A 20,130-nucleotide genomic window follows, 5' to 3' on the forward strand; every position below is an offset into this window, starting at 1 on the left:
TAGCTAAGAATTGGAATTGGTTTACAAATCTGTGTAAGGCTTAAATAATCAATTTTTATCAGCATTTAAATTTACTTCAAAACTAGCCTTGTAGCCTCTAACTTTTCCTAAAGCATCATATATCTCGTAGCCAAACATCATTTTATTAACTCTCTTTTCAAGAGAAAGCTTTTTCGCATCCCAAAACCATTCCTCTTCAAACTGAATGTTTCCTGTTTTATTCATCAAATCACTTTCGGCTATTATTTTTTCAAGTTCAGGAATTGATAACCGGTGATTGTCGTAATAATCAAAGGCCGGAAGATCGCCATTTCTTACCGCATTAATAATGTCTTTTACAAGGTCGTGAATATTGGTATTTGCAAGGCATTCAGTTTTCCAATCATCCTCAGGATTTGGATTAGTCACCAAAACCTCATAAATAATAGGATTGGCGATTTTTACACCAGAATATTCTTTGTTTTCAACAGTATCTTTCTGCTGGCAGGAAAACAAAAAAAGCCCTGAAATAATCAGAGCTGTTTTTATACGATTATAGTGTTTCATATGTTTATTATTTGTTTTTCAGTTGCCATATAGCCTGTCCCGAACTTGTTTCGGGAGAACTTACCATGCTGAAATAATCATCTCACTGTATGTTAAAACACCTTTTGGCATGAACGTTTCATATTTTGAAAATTTCACCTTTCACCTTTTTTCTTATTTCTCAAATCTCACTTCTACCTTTCAAAACTCAGCCTCATTCCTTTAGAACTGTCATCAAATACACCATTGTCGTAGGCCAAATGTCCATTAACAAAGGTTTTGTCCACTTTATATTGGAATTTCTCGCCATCAAAAGGAGTCCATCCACATTTGTATAACGAATTGGCATTGGTAGCCATCCAGTCATCTTCTTTTAAAATAACCAAATCGGCGTAGTATCCCTTGCGAATAAAACCACGTTTTTCAACCTGAAAAATTTCAGCCGGAGTATGGCACATTTTCTCCACTACCTTTTCCATACTGATTTTTCCTCTACGTGCTTGTTCCATCATAGCTATCAGCGAATGCTGAACCAAAGGACCACCACCGGCGGCTTGCATGTAGTTGCCATCCTTTTCTTCCGGAGTATGCGGAGCATGATCAGTTGCAACCACATCCAAACGATCATCCAAAAGAGCTTTCCAAAGCGCATCCTGATCTTTTTTTGTCTTAATTGCAGGATTCCAACGTATTCTCGACTTTTTAGTCAGGTAATCTTTATCATCAAACCATAAATGGTGAACACAAACCTCACTGGTAATTCTTTTATCTTTTGCAGGAATCGAATTATCAAACAAATCCATTTCCATTGCACTTGACAAATGCAGAATATGCAAACGAGTATTGTATTTCTTTGCCAGTTCGATAGCTTTCGATGACGATTTGTAGCAAGCCTCGGCACTTCTTATCACACCATGATACTCCATAGGAATGTCATCACCGAATTTTTTCTGATATTCAGCCTGATTTTTATCAATGGTGGGAGTGTCCTCACAGTGGGTTGCGATCAACATGGGCGATTTTTCAAAAATCTGCGAAAGTGTGTCAATATCATCTACCAACATGTTTCCGGTCGACGAGCCCATAAATATCTTAATGCCACAAACCGATTTCGGATCAGTTTTTAATATCTCCTCCAGATTTGTATTTGTAGCACCCATATAAAAGGAGTAGTTTGCCAAAGATTTTTCAGAGCCTAATCTATAGCGTTCTGTTAGCAATTCCTGAGTTACCGTTTGTGGTTTCACATTGGGCATATCCATAAACGAGGTAGTTCCCCCGGCAACAGCAGCTCTCGATTCGGTATATAAATCCCCTTTTTGTGGCATTCCCGGATCACGAAAATGAACCTGATCATCAATAACACCCGGAATCAGTAACCTTCCGGCAGCATCAATAACAGTCCAATTCTTATCTGTAACTTCAGGAGTTGAAGTGTATATTTCTTCAATTAGTTGATTTTTCACAAGAACACTTCCTGCAAACTTTTTGCTTTCATTAATAATCAAGGCATTTTTAATTAGAAAACTTGACATTTGGTTGCTTAGTTAATGTGTTGTAATGTTTTGTATTTATAGTATATAGATGTTTAGAAAGCCTCACTATTTTATCAAATAAATTAATCTCACAGCTAACATCTCATTTCTCCTATCTATTATATTTTGTGAAAAAGCTTCTCAACTTCATTTTAATCACTCCCCAAACAGCTTCATTAAAAATTCCACCGCTCATTTTAGAGGTTCCCTGGGTTCTGTCGGTAAAAATAATTGGTACTTCAATAATATTGAAACCATATTTCCAGGTCGTAAACTTCATTTCAATCTGAAAAGCATAGCCTTTAAATCGGATGTTATCCAAATTAATCGTTTCCAATACCTTTCTTGTATAGCATTTAAAGCCGGCTGTAGCATCATGAATCTTCATTCCCGTTACAAACCGGACATATCTCGATGCAAAATACGACATCAATACTCTACCCATAGGCCAATTTACAACATTTACACCGGAAACGTAGCGCGATCCAATGGCCATATCACCACCTTTTTCCGAACAAGCCTTATATAAGTGAACTAAATCTTCCGGATTGTGTGAAAAATCAGCATCCATTTCGAACACATATTCATATTTGCGTTCCAACGCCCATTTAAAACCAGTAATATATGCTGTGCCCAAACCAAGTTTGCCCTTGCGTTCTACAATGTGCAGCTGCGAAAATTCATTTTGCAGTTTCTTTACAATAGCAGCAGTCCCGTCTGGCGAGTTATCCTCTATAATCAGAATATCAAAAGCTGTATCCAGCGAAAAAACCTTCCTTACAATCGCTTCAATGTTTTCTTTTTCGTTGTAAGTTGGGATAATAACAATACGATTTGTCACCATGAGAGATTAATGTGTTAAAATAATTTTGCAATACGAAGATAGTATATCTACCTAAAATCTTTTCCGAACGATAGTTAAAAAGCCTAAAATTTTCAATTTTAATCCGACCATTCCCAATTTTCTATAAAAAGAATAGTAAAATTGGTCGGGCTATCCGCTAAATCTTTTACCTCGTTCCTCACTAAAAGGATATCGCTTCTATCCGTAATGGGGGATTCTCGCGATCATCAGCGAATCATGTTTTACTCAGCACCATCAGGAATCATTCACTCATTTACTTTTCATCAAAAATTATTCAATCAGGTTATCAATGAGTTAAGATAATGTTTAGAAATACTTTCCAAATGCATTAGGAATTGGGAAAAATAATCATTTATCTTTGCACCGCTTTCAAGGGAAAGTGTCCAGTGTTTAGAGTGATTTGGGGAGTAATTTTTTTATCACAGGAACGGGCTTTATTTTTTTTGAAATTTTTTCACTTAGGGATTAGGATTTATTAAAATAAAAGATTTATCTTTGCACCCGCTTTCGGAGCTAACGAGCTTGTGGGTCACCAGGAAACTTGGGGATTACAGCGAAATTACCCTGAAAAAAAAGTTGAAAAAAGATTTGCAGATTAGGAATTAAATTCTTTATCTTTGCACTCGCTTTCAGAGACAGAAACGACTGTCTTAATTAGAGAATGAAATTTTAGAACAGGCTGCCTTTTTAAGGAAGGGGAAAACGGCCGGCAGAAGTTCTTTGAAAATATTGGAAACAAGAAGTTAGGTAAATACAGGGAATAATAACCTTGTCAATAAAGAATTACGATAACTATAAATACATCCAGGAGCAGAATTACAACAAAAGTTTTTATACAACGAAGAGTTTGATCCTGGCTCAGGATGAACGCTAGCGACAGGCCTAACACATGCAAGTCGAGGGGTATAGGCAGCTTGCTGTCTAGAGACCGGCGCACGGGTGAGTAACGCGTATGCAACCTGCCTTTTACCGGGGGATAGCCCAAAGAAATTTGGATTAATACCGCATAATATATTTAGATCGCATGGTTTGAATATTAAATCTACGGAGGTAAAAGATGGGCATGCGTAGCATTAGTTAGTTGGTGAGGTAACGGCTCACCAAGACGATGATGCTTAGGGGGTCTGAGAGGATAGTCCCCCACACTGGTACTGAGACACGGACCAGACTCCTACGGGAGGCAGCAGTGAGGAATATTGGTCAATGGGCGCAAGCCTGAACCAGCCATGTCGCGTGCAGGATGACGGCCCTATGGGTTGTAAACTGCTTTTTTACAGGAATAAACTTTGCTACGTGTAGTGAACTGAAGGTACTGTAAGAATAAGGATCGGCTAACTCCGTGCCAGCAGCCGCGGTAATACGGAGGATCCAAGCGTTATCCGGATTTATTGGGTTTAAAGGGTCCGTAGGCGGGCTTTTAAGTCAGTGGTGAAATCCCGGAGCTCAACTCCGGAACTGCCATTGATACTGAAGGCCTTGAATTTAGTTGAGGTGGGCGGAATACGTTATGTAGCGGTGAAATGCATAGATATAACGTAGAACACCGATTGCGAAGGCAGCTCACTAAGCTAACATTGACGCTGATGGACGAAAGCGTGGGGAGCGAACAGGATTAGATACCCTGGTAGTCCACGCCGTAAACGATGATTACTCGTTGTGCACAATACACCGTGCGTGACTGAGCGAAAGCATTAAGTAATCCACCTGGGGAGTACGTTCGCAAGAATGAAACTCAAAGGAATTGACGGGGGCCCGCACAAGCGGAGGAACATGTGGTTTAATTCGATGATACGCGAGGAACCTTACCTGGACTTAAATGTAGATTGACCGGCTTGGAAACAGGCTTTCTCTTCGGAGCAATTTACAAGGTGCTGCATGGTTGTCGTCAGCTCGTGCCGTGAGGTGTCGGGTTAAGTCCCATAACGAGCGCAACCCCTATCGTTAGTTGCTAACAGGTTAAGCTGAGGACTCTAGCGAGACTGCCACCGTAAGGTGAGAGGAAGGTGGGGATGACGTCAAATCAGCACGGCCCTTACGTCCAGGGCTACACACGTGTTACAATGGCCAGTACAAAGGGCAGCTACCAGGTGACTGGATGCTAATCTCAAAAGCTGGTCTCAGTTCGGATCGGAGTCTGCAACTCGACTCCGTGAAGTTGGATTCGCTAGTAATCGTAGATCAGCAACGCTACGGTGAATACGTTCCCGGGCCTTGTACACACCGCCCGTCAAGCCATGGAAGCCGAGGGGACCTGAAGTACGTAACCGCAAGGAGCGTCCTAGGGTAAAATTGGTAACTGGGGCTAAGTCGTAACAAGGTAGCCGTACCGGAAGGTGTGGCTGGAACACCTCCTTTCTGGAGCTTGGAAGTATTGTACTATAGGAATTTCGATTCGATAAGAGTTATAGACTGTATTTCCTGACTGATTGTTTTCATAAATTTATTTATACCATAACCCATAGCGTTAGGGTGTTTTCACCGCTAAGCAGGTAGGTAGTAATAGTCCTGTAGCTCAGTTGGTTAGAGCACTACACTGATAATGTAGGGGTCCGCAGTTCAAATCTGCGCAGGACTACTATTAAGTTATGAATTAAGAATTAGGAATTATGAATTACGAAATTGAAAGAGGACGTAATTTGGAATTAAAGATTTTTAATTAGTAATAGAGTGAAACGATACTATGGGGGATTAGCTCAGTTGGCTAGAGCGCCTGCCTTGCACGCAGGAGGTCATCGGTTCGACTCCGATATTCTCCACACAAATACGATGGTGTATTTAAAGTTCTTTGACATATTGAAACAAAATTAAAGTAGAAGTAACTAAAGTAAAGAAACAGGGATGAATACCGGTAACGGGATTTATTTTTGTTAACACAATAAGAAGTAATTAAGAGCGTATGGCGGATGCCTTGGCTCTCAGAGGCGATGAAGGACGTGATAAGCTGCGATAAGTCATGGAGAGGTGCAAATAACCTTTGACCCGTGAATTTCCGAATGGGGCAACCCACCTGTTTTAACAGGTATCCAGCAATGGAAGCAAACCCGGAGAACTGAAACATCTAAGTACCCGGAGGAGAAGAAAACAAAAGTGATTCCCCCAGTAGTGGCGATCGAACGGGGATCAGCCCAAACCTATATTGTTTCGGCAATGTAGGGGTTGTAGGACTGCAATACGAGAAGTGGCGTGAAGTGGAAGTGTTTGGAAAGACACACCGCAGGGGGTGATAGTCCCGTACACGTAAGCAAAACCGAACCAGCAGTATCCTGAGTAGCGCGGAACACGAGAAATTCTGTGTGAATCTGCCGGGACCATCCGGTAAGGCTAAATACTCCTGAGAGACCGATAGTGAACAAGTACCGTGAGGGAAAGGTGAAAAGCACCTCGAACAGAGGAGTGAAAAAGTACCTGAAACCATACGCTTACAAGCGGTCGGAGCACCTTTTGGTGTGACGGCGTGCCTTTTGCATAATGAGCCTACGAGTTACTCCTCACTAGCGAGATTAAGGGCTTCAGGTCCGTAGTCGAAGCGAAAGCGAGTCTGAATAGGGCGTAAAGTTAGTGGGGGTAGACGCGAAACTTGGTGATCTACCCATGGTCAGGCTGAAGCTCTGTTAATCCAGAGTGGAGGGCCCAACCCGTTGACGTTGAAAAGTCTTGGGATGAACTGTGGGTAGGGGTGAAAGGCCAATCAAACTGAGAAATAGCTCGTACTCCCCGAAATGCATTTAGGTGCAGCGTCAGAGTCGAGAGTTATAGAGGTAGAGCTACTGATTGGATGCGAGGGCTTCACCGCCTATCAAATCCAGACAAACTCCGAATGCTATAACTTATATCTGGCAGTGAGCCCGTGGGTGCTAAGGTCCACGGACGAGAGGGAAAGAACCCAGACCATCAGCTAAGGTCCCCAAATGTATGTTAAGTTGAACTAACGAGGTGAGATTGCATTGACAGCTAGGATGTTGGCTTGGAAGCAGCCATTCATTTAAAGAGTGCGTAACAGCTCACTAGTCGAGCGATCCTGCATGGATGATAATCGGGCATAAAACATACTACCGAAGCTATGGATTTAGAATTTATTCTAACTGGTAGGGGAGCATTCCAGCGGCGCAGAAGCAGTGTGGTAATGCATTGTGGAGCTTCTGGAAAAGCAAATGTAGGCATAAGTAACGATAATGCGGGTGAGAAACCCGCACGCCAATAGACTAAGGTTTCCTGATCAACGCTAATCGGATCAGGGTTAGTCGGGACCTAAGGGGCAGCCGAAAGGCGAACTCGATGGACAACGGGTTAATATTCCCGTACCGGCATTAACTGCGATGGGGTGACGAAGAGATGAAAGCACCGCGAACTGACGGAATAGTTCGTTGAAGACCGTACGTGATGATAGATGCAGGCAAATCCGCATCTTGAGCTGAAAGTCGATAGTACTGCAATGCTACGGCAGCGCAGATAGTGTGCCTAATTTTACTTCCAAGAAAAACCTCTAAGCATCAGGTTAAAGCTGCCCGTACCACAAACCGACACAGGTAGTCAAGTAGAGTATACTAAGGCGCTCGAGTGATTCATGGCTAAGGAACTCGGCAAAATAGTCCTGTAACTTCGGGAGAAAGGACGCTCTCAGCGATGAGAGCCGCAGTGAAATGGCCCAGGCGACTGTTTATCAAAAACACATGGCTTTGCAAAAACGAAAGTTGAAGTATAAGGCCTGACACCTGCCCGGTGCTGGAAGGTTAAGTGGAGATGTTATTTTCGGAGAAGCATTGAAATGAAGCCCCAGTAAACGGCGGCCGTAACTATAACGGTCCTAAGGTAGCGAAATTCCTTGTCGGGTAAGTTCCGACCTGCACGAATGGTGTAACGATCTGGGCACTGTCTCAGCCATGAGCTCGGTGAAATTGTAGTATCGGTGAAGATGCCGATTACCCGCAACGGGACGGAAAGACCCCGTGCACCTTTACTGCAGCTTCACATTGATTTTGGGTAAGTAATGTGTAGGATAGGACGGAGACTACGAAGCGGGTTCGCCAGGACTAGTGGAGTCAACCTTGAAATACGTCCCTTTGCTTATCTGGAGTCTAACGTCTGACGACGGACAGTGTGTGGTGGGTAGTTTGACTGGGGTGGTCGCCTCCAAAAGAGTAACGGAGGCTTCTAAAGGTACCCTCAACACGTTTGGTAATCGTGTGAAGAGTGCAATGGCACAAGGGTGCTTGACTGTGAGACATACAGGTCGATCAGGTACGAAAGTAGAGCATAGTGATCCGGTGGTTCCGCATGGAAGGGCCATCGCTCAAAGGATAAAAGGTACGCCGGGGATAACAGGCTGATCGCTCCCAAGAGCTCATATCGACGGAGCGGTTTGGCACCTCGATGTCGGCTCGTCACATCCTGGGGCTGGAGAAGGTCCCAAGGGTTGGGCTGTTCGCCCATTAAAGTGGCACGCGAGCTGGGTTCAGAACGTCGTGAGACAGTTCGGTCCCTATCTGTTGTGGGCGTTGGAAATTTGAGAGGATCTGACTCTAGTACGAGAGGACCGGGTTGGACGAACCTCTGGTGCATCTGTTGTGGCGCCAGCTGCATTGCAGAGTAGCTACGTTCGGAAGGGATAAGTGCTGAAAGCATCTAAGCACGAAGCCTACCTCAAGATGAGATTTCCTTTAAGGGTCGTTGGAGACTACGACGTTGATAGGTTGCAGGTGTAAAGGCGGTGACGTCAAAGCCGAGCAATACTAATTACCCTAAAACTTCTGAGTGGGGTGTTCATTTCTGAATTTTTTCGGAAGTTATTTTTACTTTGATTTTTTTGATATGTCTATGATATTATCTTGAGGGTGTAAGCCCAATATTAGATGAATGATTTTAGGTGTCTATTGCATCGGGGTTCCACCTCTTCCCATTCCGAACAGAGAAGTTAAGCCCGATAGCGCCGATGGTACTGCCTTTTTGGTGGGAGAGTAGGTCGACGCCAACTTTTAAAGAGTCTTGTTCCAGTGAGGAATGAGACTCTTTTTTTTTTTGCCCTTAAATTGGGTGTTGAAACTTGTGTTTCGTGCGAAAATAATTTCGGAAGGTTAGTAAAAAATAGCCAATCAGTTGGTAGTGAAAGTAATTCGCAATATTTCAGGATTTTGAATCGATGTTTTTATTAAGATATCTTGCTTTGTAGAAAATATTGCTTAATTTTGCGAACTGGTTGTATAATGCAATCAGTTATAATAAGTTTTAAATTTTCAAATAAAAGAATTATGTATTTATCAGCAGAGAAAAAGCAAGAGCTTTTCGAGAAGTACGGGAAGTCTAACAAAGATACTGGGACTGCAGAATCACAAGTAGCTTTGTTTTCATACCGTATCAGTCACTTGACTGAACATTTAAAGAAAAACAGAAAAGATTACAGTACCCAACGTGCACTGCAATTGCTAGTAGGTAAAAGAAGAAATTTTCTTGATTACTTAAAAGCAAAAGATATTGAAAGATACAGAGCTATTATCAAAGCTTTAAATATTCGTAAATAATATCATATTAAAGCAATCCCGAGTAATCGGGATTGCTTTTTATAATATATAGCGACATCCTGTTGCTTATCCTAAAAAGAGTTTGAAATAAACTACACAAAGATGAAAGTGATTGAAAAAATAATTGAATTAGGTGATGGAAGGTCCATCACAATTGAAACAGGGAAGTTAGCAAAACAAGCTGATGGAGCTGTTGTAGTTAAAATGGGTAAGACCATGTTGTTGGCTACTGTTGTGTCTGCAAAAGATGCAAAAGCGGATGTTGATTTTATGCCTTTGTCGGTTGAATATAAGGAGAAATTCAGCGCATTAGGTAGATTTCCTGGAGGTTTCATGAAACGTGAAGGCAGACCTTCAGATTATGAGATTCTTGTTTGTCGTCTTGTGGATCGTGCTCTACGTCCATTATTCCCTGCAGATTACCACGCAGAGACTTTTGTTTCCATTAACCTTATTTCGGTTGATGCCGATGATATGCCTGACGCTCTTGCAGGCTTAGCTGCATCTGCAGCGATCGCAGTATCAGATGTTCCATTCTCAGAACCAATTTCTGAAGTTCGTGTTGCCCGAATCGATGGCAAAATGATGATTAATCCATCTCGTACAGAATTAGAAACTGCTGATCTTGATATGATTATTGCTGCTACCATGGATAACATCATGATGGTTGAAGGTGAAATGTCTGAAATTTCTGAAGCTGAAATGCTGGAAGCTATCAAATTCGGTCACGAAGCTATTAAAGTTCAATGCCAGGTTCAAGTTGAGTTGGCTGAACTAACAGGTAAAACTGTTAAAAGAGAATATTGTCACGAAACTAATGATGAAGAACTTCGTCAGTTAATCGTGGATAAAACATATGCTAAGGTATTAGCCGCAGCAAGATTACAAAACCCAAATAAGCATGAACGTTCTGATGCATTTGGTGCAATAAAAGAAGAGTTTATAGCTGAATATTCTGAAGGTAAAGACGCTTTAGAGATTAACAAGTCTTTGATTGGCCGTTACTATCACGATGTTGAAAAAGACGCTGTTCGAGAAATGGTTTTAGAAGATCGTGTACGTTTAGATGGTCGTAAGACTGACGAAATTCGTCCAATCTGGTCTGAAATTGATTATTTACCAGGTGCTCACGGTTCTGCTATATTTACCAGAGGTGAAACACAATCATTAACTTCAGTTACTTTAGGGACTAAGTTGGATGAGAAAATGGTGGATGACGTATTGTACAGAGGAAAAGAGAAATTTGTTCTTCATTATAATTTCCCTTCATTCTCAACTGGAGATGCCCGTCCTTCGCGTGGTATCAGCCGTAGAGAAGTTGGTCATGGAAATCTTGCTTTTAGAGCTTTAAAAGGAATGATTCCTAAAGATTCCCCATATGCTATACGTGTAGTTTCTGATATTTTAGAATCTAATGGTTCTTCTTCAATGGCTACTGTATGTGCAGGAACATTGGCGTTGATGGATGCAGGTATTAAGATTAAAAATCCGGTATCTGGTATTGCAATGGGATTGATCTCAACTAAGGGTGCTGAGAAATATGCTGTATTATCTGATATTTTAGGTGATGAAGATCATTTAGGTGATATGGACTTTAAAGTAACAGGTACTAAAGATGGTATTACAGCTACTCAAATGGATATTAAAGTGGACGGACTTCCTTACGAAGTTTTAGCTCAAGCTTTAGATCAGGCACGTTTGGGGCGTCTTCATATTCTTGGAAAAATTAAGGAAACTATTAGTGAACCAAGAGAAGATTTGAAACCTCATGCTCCGCGTATTGTATCTATTGAAATTCCAAAAGATATGATCGGTGCAGTAATCGGACCAGGTGGAAAGATCATTCAGGAGATTCAGGAATCAACAGGTGCTGTTCTTGTTATCGAGGAAATTGACAATAAAGGTGTTGTTGATATTTCGGCTAATAATAAAGAAGCTATTGATGCGGCTTTAGCTCGTATTAAGGGTATTGTTGCAATTCCTGAAGTTGGAGAAATCTACAAAGGAAAAGTAAAATCAATTGTTGCATTTGGTGCTTTTGTTGAAGTTCTTCCAGGAAAAGATGGTTTGCTTCATATTTCTGAAATTGAACACAGAAGATTAAATACAGTTGATGAAGTTTTGAAAGAAGGTCAGATTATTGAGGTAAAACTTATTGAAGTTGATGCTAAATCGGGTAAACTGAAACTTTCTAGAAAAGCTTTGTTGCCTAAGCCTGAGAAAGAGGAGAAATAGAAAATTAAATATATGATTGAAAATCCCGGATTTATTCCGGGATTTTTTTTTGTTATTAGCTGAATGACTAACTTTAAACCTTCTAAAACAGAATCGACTTTATGACTGAAAATTGGGTTAGTACGATATCAAATAAAATTGATGAACAAATTGATCTTCATATATCAGTGCGCGATTATCGATTTTATCAAATTGAAAAACTAAAAAGAATAGCAAAGCATTTAAACAATGATGAGAGTTGTTTAGAATGTAAATACGCCCGAAAAGAGTTGGAAACTATCGTTCTGGAGTTGGATCGATTAATTAACAAGTCAGGCGTAAATAAAAGTGAATATGAGAAAAAAGTTGAAAGCTTGCTAAAGCATTTAAAAGATAAACATAAAGTTTTTCAGGCTCATTATTTCACTTATACTTATTCCGCAACATACACATTCTTTGGAGCTGGTTTAGGGCTTCTTTTGTCTTACGGGATATTTTATAGTTTCAACCCGTCAGTGTTTTTTCTGACTTCTGGAATTGGAATGTTTGCCGGAAATGTTCTGGGGAGCAGAAAAGACAGGATTTTAGTTCGGGAAGGAAAACAGATTTAGACTGAAAAAAAGAATATCAAATTCGAATAAATAGATGGACTTTTCTAATCTTACTTATAGCTGGGAGCCATAGTTACTATTTTATTTGCAATGGCTCTTCCTTTTTTATAAAAAAGCCTGATATTTGTGCCTCATTTTCTATTTTTATGTCTCCAAATCTGTAACTCACTATTAATGGATTATAAATTTATCGTAATAGAAGGAAATATTGGTGCTGGTAAAACCTCACTCTCTCATAAGATTGCGGAACAATATAATGCGAAGCTAATTTTAGAGCAGTTCGCAAATAATCCGTTTTTACCCAAATTTTATAAGGATCCGGATAAGTATTCATTTCCTTTGGAGATGTCTTTTTTAGCCGATCGGTACAATCAGTTAAAAAAGGAATTAAGCGAGAGAGATTTATTTAAATCATTTACTATTGCGGATTATTACTTTATGAAATCATTGATTTTTTCGAAGCAAACGCTTAAGGATGATGAGTATAGTTTGTATCGGCAGTTTTTTCATATTATTTATAACTCCTTACCAAAACCTGATTTATACGTCTATCTTCATTCCAATGTAGATAAGCTCTTAAACAACATAAGAAGCAGAGGGAGAGAGTATGAACAAGAAATTTCAGCAGATTATTTGCAGAAAATACAGGATAGTTATTTTGGATTTTTTAAACAACAACAGGAACTTAGCTTTCTTGTTATAGATACAAACAATATTGATTTCGTTAATAATCAAGATGATTATAATAAAGTTTCAGATGCGATATTCGCTTTTAACTGCAAAAAGGGGGTAAATAGAATTATTCTCTGAAGGCCTTGTTATATCAAATAAAATTATCGAATCGATTTAATTTGCATAAAATTTTCTTAAATTTGTTTTTGAACTAGATTATAATGTTTAAAGTTAAAATAATTAAGTAGTTGTTATGAAAAGATCAAAGGTTATTTCCCTGGCTTCTTTGCTGTTATCAGTTGCAGTTCTTACGAGTTGTGCAGGATTGAGCAAAATGAAGAAAGAAGCAAGTAACATCAAGTATCAAGTGACTCCTGAAGTTTTGGAAGCTCATGCAGATATGGTTGATGTAAAAATCACTGTTAATATTCCTGCAAAGTATTTCAACAAGAATGTTGTTTTAGTTGCAACTCCGGTTTTAAAGTTTGAATCAGGAGAGAAAGCTTTCCCTTCAAAAACTTTGCAAGGTGAAAAAGTTCAAGGAAACAATACTGTTGTTCCTTACGAAACAGGTAAAACAATCACTTACACAGGAAAAATCCCTTACGAGCAAGCGATGAGAATTTCTGACCTTGAAGTAAGAATGGTTGGAAGTAAAGGTGATAAGTCTCAGGAATTTGATCCTTATAAAGTTGCTGATGGTGTTATCGCTACTGCTACTTTGGTTCAAAATTCTCCACGTAGTATTGTTGGAAAAGATGCTTTCCAAAGAATTATTCCAGAAAGTAAAGAAGCAGAACTTCATTACTTGATTAACAGCTCTGAAGTTCGTTGGTCGGAAATGAAAGCTGATGACATTACTGCTCTTAAAGCATATTTGGATGCTGCTAAGATGGATGAGAATAAAGAATACAAAGGTGTTGAAGTTGCTGCTTACGCATCTCCGGATGGAAAGCAGGATTTTAATGAAAAATTAGCTGCTAAACGCGAAGGTTCTTCTTCTAAGTACATTAAAAAAGAAATGAAGAAAGCTAAAATGAGTGAATATGCTGCTGAAGAATTCTTTAAAAGCAAAGTTACTCCTGAAGATTGGGCTGGATTCCAGGAATTAATGAAAGCTTCTAATATTCAAGATAAAGAGTTGATTTTACGCGTTCTTTCAATGTATTCAGATCCTGAAGTACGTGAAAAAGAAATCAGAAACATTTCAGCTGCTTTTGACGAAGTGAAAAAAGAAGTACTTCCTAAATTGAGAAGAGCTAAATTCACTGTTAACGTTGACCTAATTGGAAAAACTGATGCTGAATTAAAGTCTCTTGCTTTAAGCAACCCTTCTGAATTGAATGTTGAAGAATTATTATTTGCTGCTTCATTAGTTGATTCTGCTAAAGATAAATTGGCTATTTACGAAACTGCTAAAAAACAATTCTCTAACGATTGGAGAGGTTATAATGATGCTGGTATGATCTTATTCGGAATGAATAAAGTATCTGAAGCTAAATCTAACTTTGAAAAAGCTGATCAACTATCTGCAAACAATCCTGTTGTGAAAAACAACTTAGGTGCTGTTGAGTTAGTAAACGGTAATGTAAGCGAAGCTGAAGTTCTTTTCGGAGCTGCAACAGGAGCTGGAAACGAAGTGAATTACAACTTAGGTATTGTTGCTGTTAAAAAAGCACAATACGATACAGCTGTTAAGCAATTTGGTGAGTGTACTGCTGCTAATGCTGCATTGGCTAACATCCTTGTTGGAAAATACAATGTTGCTTTAGACAAATTAAATGCTAACACCAGCGATGATGCAATAGTTTATTATTTGAAAGCTGTTGTTGGTGCAAGAACTGATAACAATAACCTTGTTTTCACAAACCTTGAAACAGCTGTTGCTAAAGATGCTTCTTTAAAAGCTGCTGCAAAAACCGACATGGAATTTGCTAAAGTTTTCGAAGATGCTAAATTCAAAGCTATCGTTGAATAATTAATTATTCCTAAAATATTGAGAAGCGACCCATTTATGGGTCGCTTTTTTTATTCTTGTAATGTATTTATTCAGTAGATTTTTTATCTTCGTCTTCTCACTATTATCAGTGAAATAATGAATTAATTTGATTGTAGAATGGAAATCCAATTCCCATATAAAGTAGTAAACAATTTTCAAGGCTATATTTTCTTTTCGGAAATGCATCACCAAACAAAGAGTTGTTTTGAGGAGCAAATTGTTCTGAATTTTGCAAACACTAAGGTGATTGAATCCAACTTGTTTGCGATATTGGGAAGCGTTATTGCCGGTTTGGAGCGCAGGAAGAATAAAATTCGACTTGTGAATATGCAGGAGCCTATTCAAAACTTATTTAATTCCAGGAAGCTGATTAATGGTTCTGCCCGTAAATATTTATGGAAGTGTTTTGTGAAATGCCAGCAGTTTGCTTCGGTAGATGAAGAGGCTTTGGCTGATTATTTGGAAAAGAGGATCTTTCCCGAGCGACCTGAAGTGAAATTAAATAAGCAGCTGAAAATGGCTGTTCAATTGTGTGTGGCCGAAGTTTACCGGAATGCTTTCGCACACAGCAACTGCAAAGAAGTTTTTATTGCACACTATTATTCTGTTTATAATAAGAAGCTTTTAATAAGCATTGTAAGCCAGGGGCGGCCATTTAGTTTACTCGTAAATAAGACTCTAAATAAAAGGTTAAATGGTGTAGGAGCCATCGAGTGGGCTGTTGAGAACGGACATACAACAGGAAAAGACACTCACAAAGGAATTGGATTGTATACGATTCGTCAGTTTATAAAGCAAAATCAAGGCAAAATTCAAATTATATCGGGCGATGGAGTTTGGAAACAGGTGAAGCACCGAAGCTTTTCAAAATTACATGAAAAAGAATTCCCGGGATCCGTTATTACCTTAGAATTTAATCTTCAGGAATAAGCTTACTTTTTCTGATAATTTAGTTTTGAGAAAAGATCCCAAAGCACGATTCCGCAGCTTACAGATACATTAAAAGAGTGCTTGGTACCGAACTGAGGTATTTCTATACAACCTTCAGAAAGACTTACAATACTCTGTTGAACACCTTTTACTTCATTCCCAAAAACCAAGGCATATTTCTTAGCGGAATCCATTGTGAAATTTTCCAGAGATGTGCTGTTTTCTGCTTGTTCAACAGAGTAAACATCAAAGCCATTACTCTTTAATTTTGCAACAGCATCTTCTGTTTTTTCGAAATATTCCCAATAGACAGAATCTTCCGCTCCTAAAGCAGTTTTGTGCAATTCGCGGTGAGGAGGGGTGGCAGTAATTCCACAAAGATATACAGCTTCAACCAAAAGCGCATCCGATGTACGAAAAACAGAACCAATATTGTTCAGGCTTCTTACATTATCCAAAACAATAATGATGGGCGTTTTTTCAGATTCTTTAAACTCATCGATGCTTTTTCTGTTTAGCTCGCTGTTTTTTAGTTTTCTCATTGCTTTTATTGGAATGTATAAGGTCAATATTAGAATTGGGTACAAAAATATAAAAAAAGGAATCCTTTTGAGATTCCTTTCGTTTAATTTTGTTTGAATTGTTACCAGTTAACAGGTTTACGGCGAACGGGCATAGTCATACAGCGCGCACCACCACCACCACGTGGTAATTCCGATCCCTCAAGAGTTATTACATATTTTTCGTAGTCAGAAAGCTCTACTTTATGACGAATAATGTCTTTTGCACGAAGAATTTCGAATCCGTTTTTATTCATTGCATCCATGGTGTGAACGTTTCGTCCGTAACCAATCACTTTTCCCGGGCCAACGGCAAAAAAGTTAGCTCCGCTGTGCCATTGCTCCCTCTCCTGATTCCAGGGATCCCCGTTTCCGCCACAATAAATAGGTTTCAAATCCATTCCAAGTTTTTTCAGAGCCTGAAGAAGATTGTTCTCACGGGTGATAGAAATAACTTTTCCGTTTTCAATGGCAATGTGAACAGTCTGGTATTTGTTTGGACGGATAATTAAGGGTTCGTAAACCATACATTTATCAACATCTAAAAGGGTGAATACCATATCCAAATGAATGAAAGATTCCGGATGACTAGGCAACTCCTGTATTAATAAATGACGTTGTGTTTTGTCTTTTTGGCAAAGTAACTGAGCCAGAATAAAATCAATACCCTGAGTTGATGTGCGGGTTCCGTTACCAATAATCATGATGTCTTCACGGGCAATTAATACATCGCCTCCTTCAATGGTACAATTAGGATCCATTTCAGGATTATCAATGGGATTAACCGTTTTTGTTTTAAATCCAGGAGTATAATCAAAAATCGCCTGCATAATCAAGGATTCTCTATCGCGAACCGAACTGGCCATTTTACCAATCAGAACCTCGTCCAGAACTGACATTGAAGCATCCCGGGTAAAGAAGAAATTGTGCAGTGGCCGCATCGCATATCGTTCCTTACTCAGAAATTTAGTGAGGTTGTCTCTTTTTAAAGGAACACCTTCGATTAATAGAGAAGCAAGGTCCAGAGGTGTCTGTTGCAGCAGGAAATCTTTTATGCAGTAAGTGTTTCCTTTAACACTTATCTGAGGTTCCATTGCAGAAATTTGGTCAATAACATTCTCTTTGGCTTTTTCATCTGCAAGCACATCAGCCAGTAAATCTTTAACCTGATAGGTTTCTGAAATTTCAGAAAGAACACCGCTTAATTGTTTGTATTCATCTTTTGCAACCGATAGGTTTAAAATATCACTGTAAAGAGCTCTCTCTGCATTTTCGGGAGTCATGTTTTCAACTTCTGAACCAGGAGTGTGAAGGATTACACCTTCCAATTCTCCAATCTCCGATCTTACATTTAATTCTACATACTTTGTCATACCTCTCAATTAAAGTACCGTTTGTTATAGTTGTTTGCGTCTAAAAATACATGTTTTTAGATTTGCAAATGAAAGAAAAATTTGGGGCATTGAAAAGGATTGCGTTAAGTAAATTTCGATTTTCCTTAACAGTGTCTGAAATCGTTAAGATCATGATCAATACGAAGAGTTTGAATCTGGAAGTTACTTTGCGTGTTATGTAATGTAGTGTTGGTATTGACGGCAGAATGCCGACACATTTAAATTATTGGTTTTTTGGCGTTTCCTAAATTCCCCTGCACAATTGTTTCGGGAAATTCAGGTCAGGCTTTTCGCTATTACTCCTCGCCATAACCTTCCGCTTCGCTTCAGATATGTCTGCGGGGTAGCCGCTTCAATCCTTAACGCAGGCATCTGTATAATTATATAGAGTATAACACCCAATTTATCCAATTGGTATAAAACCAAAACCTCTAAATAATTCATAAAACCAATACCATACCTAAACCTCCCTGGCAATTTTCACTACGCTTTGTTCCAATTTCCTTATCCATAATAAAAATAATTTGCTGATTGCACAAATCACTCTCGACAGCCAATGGCGTTTTACCTGCTATTTATAGCTGCCAAACAATATTGTCCTAATTGATTTTAACAATTGGGCTTTCCGCCCAAACCCGACATCATTTCTTGTCTTGAAACAAGAAACGAAGCAAAGAAATTCAAGGCTGCTTTTAAAAAAACTTCCTTATTTAATTCAAACCTAAGTGCGTACGGGCGATCTTCGAACAAGTTCTCAGCTTCCCGGTCTTACTAAAGGTTTGAACTAAAACGAAAGCTCTTTAAAAAAGATGCCAATCAAATACCTAACTTAAATTGTACCCCTTAAGATTATCACGAGCTGTAAGTTTTTATAAAAGAAGTAATTAATACTTATTCTCAAAAAACGTTTAGGACGCAATTGGCTGCCAAATATTTTCTTTGATGTATATTTTGTTCAGTAATAAAAAAAGCACTACATTCATTATGTTTTTTACGTTAAAATAAGAAGGAGTGGGAGGTGATTGATTAGATATTAAATGCAAATGCTGGTATTTCAATCAATATCAATTTTGGTAAGCTAATAAAAATTGTTTTTTCGTTCAATATCAATAGTGATAAATCCTGAGGAAAGGTATTTTTGATCAATGCAAATGGTGATAAATCCTTAGGATGTGCTTATTCATACAATATAAATAGTAATAAAGCCTTAAAAATTGATTTTTTGCTCAATATCAATATTGATAAAGCAAAATAGATATTTTGAATAATCAATAAATACTAATCTTTATAATGATGACCCATGGCATTGATTAAGAAAATTACGCCGAGCAGTCGCAATGGCGATATTAGTGCATTGTTTAGCCTTATTCTAAAAGCATTTGCAAAAATTGATTGGAGTTCAGACACGTATTTGACTTCCATAATTGAAAAGATAAATGCTGGTAACAGCTCCCTGATTGAGGCATTGCGGCGACTGAAAGTTTATTCTCAGATGGCAGAGAAAGACCGCGTGCGCAATATGGCAATTAGAGATTTGTTTAAGTTGGTAGAGGGCTATGTTCATATTCCTATTGCTGAGATGAAAAAAGCCGCCTTGGTGGTTGAGAATGTATTGGAGCAATATGGTTTAAGCATACAGAACAAAGATTATGCTGCAAAATCAGCAAATATTGAGTCCTTACTAAACGATTTAGCCAAACCTGATGTTGTGGCAGCTATTGCAAACTTGAAAGGCGTGGCCGAAACGCTTGCCGCTTTGGATGCGGATCAACAAGATTTTGAAAATGTGGCCTTGCAACAAGCAGAGGGGGAGAGTGTGAAGAAAGGTTTGGCTTCTGCCAGTCAATTGAAGAAAGAAGGCGTTATTGAGATTAATACCAATCTGATAGGCTATATGAACACCATGGCAAAAGTAAAGCCAGCCACTTACCAGGCTACGGCCAAAACAATTGCCGAGTTAATCAATCAAAATAACGAATTGGTAAAACGCCGCCGCAAAACAAAGGAGGCAGATACCGAATTGGTGTAAAAACCACCTGCTGAGAAGGTGTTCAAAAAGGAATATTTTGTATTGGATTGTCATGTTGAGCGAAGTCGAAACATCTGTTTTTCAAAGTGAAAGATTCTTCGACAGGTCAGAATGACAATAGAACAATACTTTTTGGACACCTTCTTTGTTTTGCAGAACAGCACAAAGCAAATAGAAAAAAAGGCTCTGCTTTTGGAAAAAAAACCAAAAGCAGAGCCTTTTTTTGTGCAATTGCTCACATTCTGCAAGTTGGCAACTTTGACAGCTTGAATCTTGGTTTC

Annotated in this window: 12 protein-coding genes, 2 tRNA genes and 3 rRNA genes; 12 read left to right on the forward strand and 5 right to left on the reverse strand. The window is 39.0% G+C overall.

Features of this window, described 5'->3' with window-relative positions; translation table 11 throughout:
- Positions 1 to 48: 48 nt before the first annotated feature.
- The 3 genes from ACHZAX_RS01730 to ACHZAX_RS01740 all read right to left on the reverse strand — a co-directional run bounded on the left by ACHZAX_RS01730 (position 49) and on the right by ACHZAX_RS01740 (position 2,904).
- Positions 49 to 546 carry a hypothetical protein gene (locus ACHZAX_RS01730; protein WP_320017800.1) on the reverse strand — a complete coding sequence of 166 codons (498 nt, stop codon included), beginning with the start codon at positions 544 to 546 and terminating at the stop codon, positions 49 to 51.
- A 173-nt stretch (positions 547 to 719) separates the two neighbouring features.
- Complete coding sequence (locus ACHZAX_RS01735; protein ID WP_320017801.1) at positions 720 to 2,060, reverse strand: dihydroorotase; 1,341 nt, start codon at positions 2,058 to 2,060, stop codon at positions 720 to 722.
- 112 nt (positions 2,061 to 2,172) lie between these two features.
- Positions 2,173 to 2,904: a polyprenol monophosphomannose synthase gene (locus ACHZAX_RS01740; RefSeq protein WP_101309358.1), complete on the reverse strand. Its 732-nt coding sequence runs from the start codon at positions 2,902 to 2,904 to the stop codon at positions 2,173 to 2,175.
- An 856-nt stretch (positions 2,905 to 3,760) separates the two neighbouring features.
- Here ACHZAX_RS01740 and ACHZAX_RS01745 point away from each other — a divergent pair.
- The 11 genes from ACHZAX_RS01745 to ACHZAX_RS01795 all read left to right on the forward strand — a co-directional run bounded on the left by ACHZAX_RS01745 (position 3,761) and on the right by ACHZAX_RS01795 (position 15,866).
- A 16S ribosomal RNA gene (locus ACHZAX_RS01745) occupies positions 3,761 to 5,280 on the forward strand.
- 146 nt (positions 5,281 to 5,426) lie between these two features.
- Positions 5,427 to 5,500 (forward strand) — tRNA-Ile (locus ACHZAX_RS01750).
- A gap of 107 nt (positions 5,501 to 5,607) precedes the next feature.
- A tRNA-Ala gene (locus tag ACHZAX_RS01755) sits at positions 5,608 to 5,681 on the forward strand.
- A gap of 120 nt (positions 5,682 to 5,801) precedes the next feature.
- Positions 5,802 to 8,678 (forward strand): 23S ribosomal RNA (locus ACHZAX_RS01760).
- A 106-nt stretch (positions 8,679 to 8,784) separates the two neighbouring features.
- Positions 8,785 to 8,896: ribosomal RNA gene (rrf, locus tag ACHZAX_RS01765) — 5S ribosomal RNA — on the forward strand.
- Together the 16S, 23S and 5S rRNA genes with 2 tRNA genes alongside form the textbook arrangement of a ribosomal RNA operon.
- Before the next feature lie 274 nt (positions 8,897 to 9,170).
- Positions 9,171 to 9,440, forward strand: a complete 270-nt coding sequence (rpsO, locus tag ACHZAX_RS01770; protein ID WP_101263426.1) for a 30S ribosomal protein S15 — start codon at positions 9,171 to 9,173, stop codon at positions 9,438 to 9,440.
- Positions 9,441 to 9,542: 102 nt separating this feature from the next.
- Entirely contained in the window at positions 9,543 to 11,675 is a 2,133-nt protein-coding gene (gene pnp / locus ACHZAX_RS01775) for a polyribonucleotide nucleotidyltransferase (protein WP_101311798.1), read from the forward strand.
- A 101-nt stretch (positions 11,676 to 11,776) separates the two neighbouring features.
- Entirely contained in the window at positions 11,777 to 12,265 is a 489-nt protein-coding gene (locus ACHZAX_RS01780; RefSeq protein WP_101311797.1) for a hypothetical protein, read from the forward strand.
- Between the two features lie 174 nt (positions 12,266 to 12,439).
- Complete coding sequence (locus ACHZAX_RS01785; RefSeq protein ID WP_320017802.1) at positions 12,440 to 13,075, forward strand: deoxynucleoside kinase; 636 nt, start codon at positions 12,440 to 12,442, stop codon at positions 13,073 to 13,075.
- A gap of 115 nt (positions 13,076 to 13,190) precedes the next feature.
- Complete coding sequence (locus ACHZAX_RS01790; RefSeq protein WP_101311795.1) at positions 13,191 to 14,915, forward strand: tetratricopeptide repeat protein; 1,725 nt, start codon at positions 13,191 to 13,193, stop codon at positions 14,913 to 14,915.
- A 138-nt stretch (positions 14,916 to 15,053) separates the two neighbouring features.
- Complete coding sequence (locus ACHZAX_RS01795; RefSeq protein ID WP_143470969.1) at positions 15,054 to 15,866, forward strand: hypothetical protein; 813 nt, start codon at positions 15,054 to 15,056, stop codon at positions 15,864 to 15,866.
- A 2-nt stretch (positions 15,867 to 15,868) separates the two neighbouring features.
- Here the strand turns inward: ACHZAX_RS01795 and ACHZAX_RS01800 are convergent, their stop codons facing one another.
- The gene (locus ACHZAX_RS01800) at positions 15,869 to 16,408 is read right to left on the reverse strand and encodes an RNA methyltransferase (protein ID WP_101311799.1); all 540 of its coding nucleotides are present in this window, start codon (positions 16,406 to 16,408) and stop codon (positions 15,869 to 15,871) included.
- A 101-nt stretch (positions 16,409 to 16,509) separates the two neighbouring features.
- Positions 16,510 to 17,799 carry an arginine deiminase gene (locus ACHZAX_RS01805; RefSeq protein WP_101311792.1) on the reverse strand — a complete coding sequence of 430 codons (1,290 nt, stop codon included), beginning with the start codon at positions 17,797 to 17,799 and terminating at the stop codon, positions 16,510 to 16,512.
- A gap of 1,321 nt (positions 17,800 to 19,120) precedes the next feature.
- Between ACHZAX_RS01805 and ACHZAX_RS01810 the strand changes: the two genes are divergently transcribed.
- Positions 19,121 to 19,849 (forward strand): DUF6261 family protein, encoded by a 729-nt coding sequence (locus tag ACHZAX_RS01810; protein ID WP_320017803.1) that lies wholly within the window; start codon positions 19,121 to 19,123, stop codon positions 19,847 to 19,849.
- Positions 19,850 to 20,130 lie beyond the last annotated feature (281 nt).

It is taken from the genome of Labilibaculum manganireducens (genome assembly GCF_963665805.2).
Taxonomy (GTDB): Bacteria; Bacteroidota; Bacteroidia; order Bacteroidales; family Marinifilaceae; genus Labilibaculum; species Labilibaculum manganireducens.

Excerpts from the sequence above, each read along its gene's own strand:
- ACHZAX_RS01800 (WP_101311799.1), bottom strand. The coding sequence starts at position 16,408 with ATGAGAAAACTAAAAAACAGCGAGCTAAACAGAAAAAGCATCGATGAG.
- ACHZAX_RS01785 (WP_320017802.1), top strand. The coding sequence starts at position 12,440 with ATGGATTATAAATTTATCGTAATAGAAGGAAATATTGGTGCTGGTAAA.
- ACHZAX_RS01740 (WP_101309358.1), bottom strand. The coding sequence starts at position 2,904 with ATGGTGACAAATCGTATTGTTATTATCCCAACTTACAACGAAAAAGAA.
- ACHZAX_RS01735 (WP_320017801.1), bottom strand. The coding sequence starts at position 2,060 with ATGTCAAGTTTTCTAATTAAAAATGCCTTGATTATTAATGAAAGCAAA.
- ACHZAX_RS01730 (WP_320017800.1), bottom strand. The coding sequence starts at position 546 with ATGAAACACTATAATCGTATAAAAACAGCTCTGATTATTTCAGGGCTT.
- ACHZAX_RS01780 (WP_101311797.1), top strand. The coding sequence starts at position 11,777 with ATGACTGAAAATTGGGTTAGTACGATATCAAATAAAATTGATGAACAA.
- ACHZAX_RS01795 (WP_143470969.1), top strand. The coding sequence starts at position 15,054 with ATGGAAATCCAATTCCCATATAAAGTAGTAAACAATTTTCAAGGCTAT.
- ACHZAX_RS01810 (WP_320017803.1), top strand. The coding sequence starts at position 19,121 with ATGGCATTGATTAAGAAAATTACGCCGAGCAGTCGCAATGGCGATATT.
- ACHZAX_RS01790 (WP_101311795.1), top strand. The coding sequence starts at position 13,191 with ATGAAAAGATCAAAGGTTATTTCCCTGGCTTCTTTGCTGTTATCAGTT.
- rpsO (WP_101263426.1), top strand. The coding sequence starts at position 9,171 with ATGTATTTATCAGCAGAGAAAAAGCAAGAGCTTTTCGAGAAGTACGGG.
- ACHZAX_RS01805 (WP_101311792.1), bottom strand. The coding sequence starts at position 17,799 with ATGACAAAGTATGTAGAATTAAATGTAAGATCGGAGATTGGAGAATTG.
- pnp (WP_101311798.1), top strand. The coding sequence starts at position 9,543 with ATGAAAGTGATTGAAAAAATAATTGAATTAGGTGATGGAAGGTCCATC.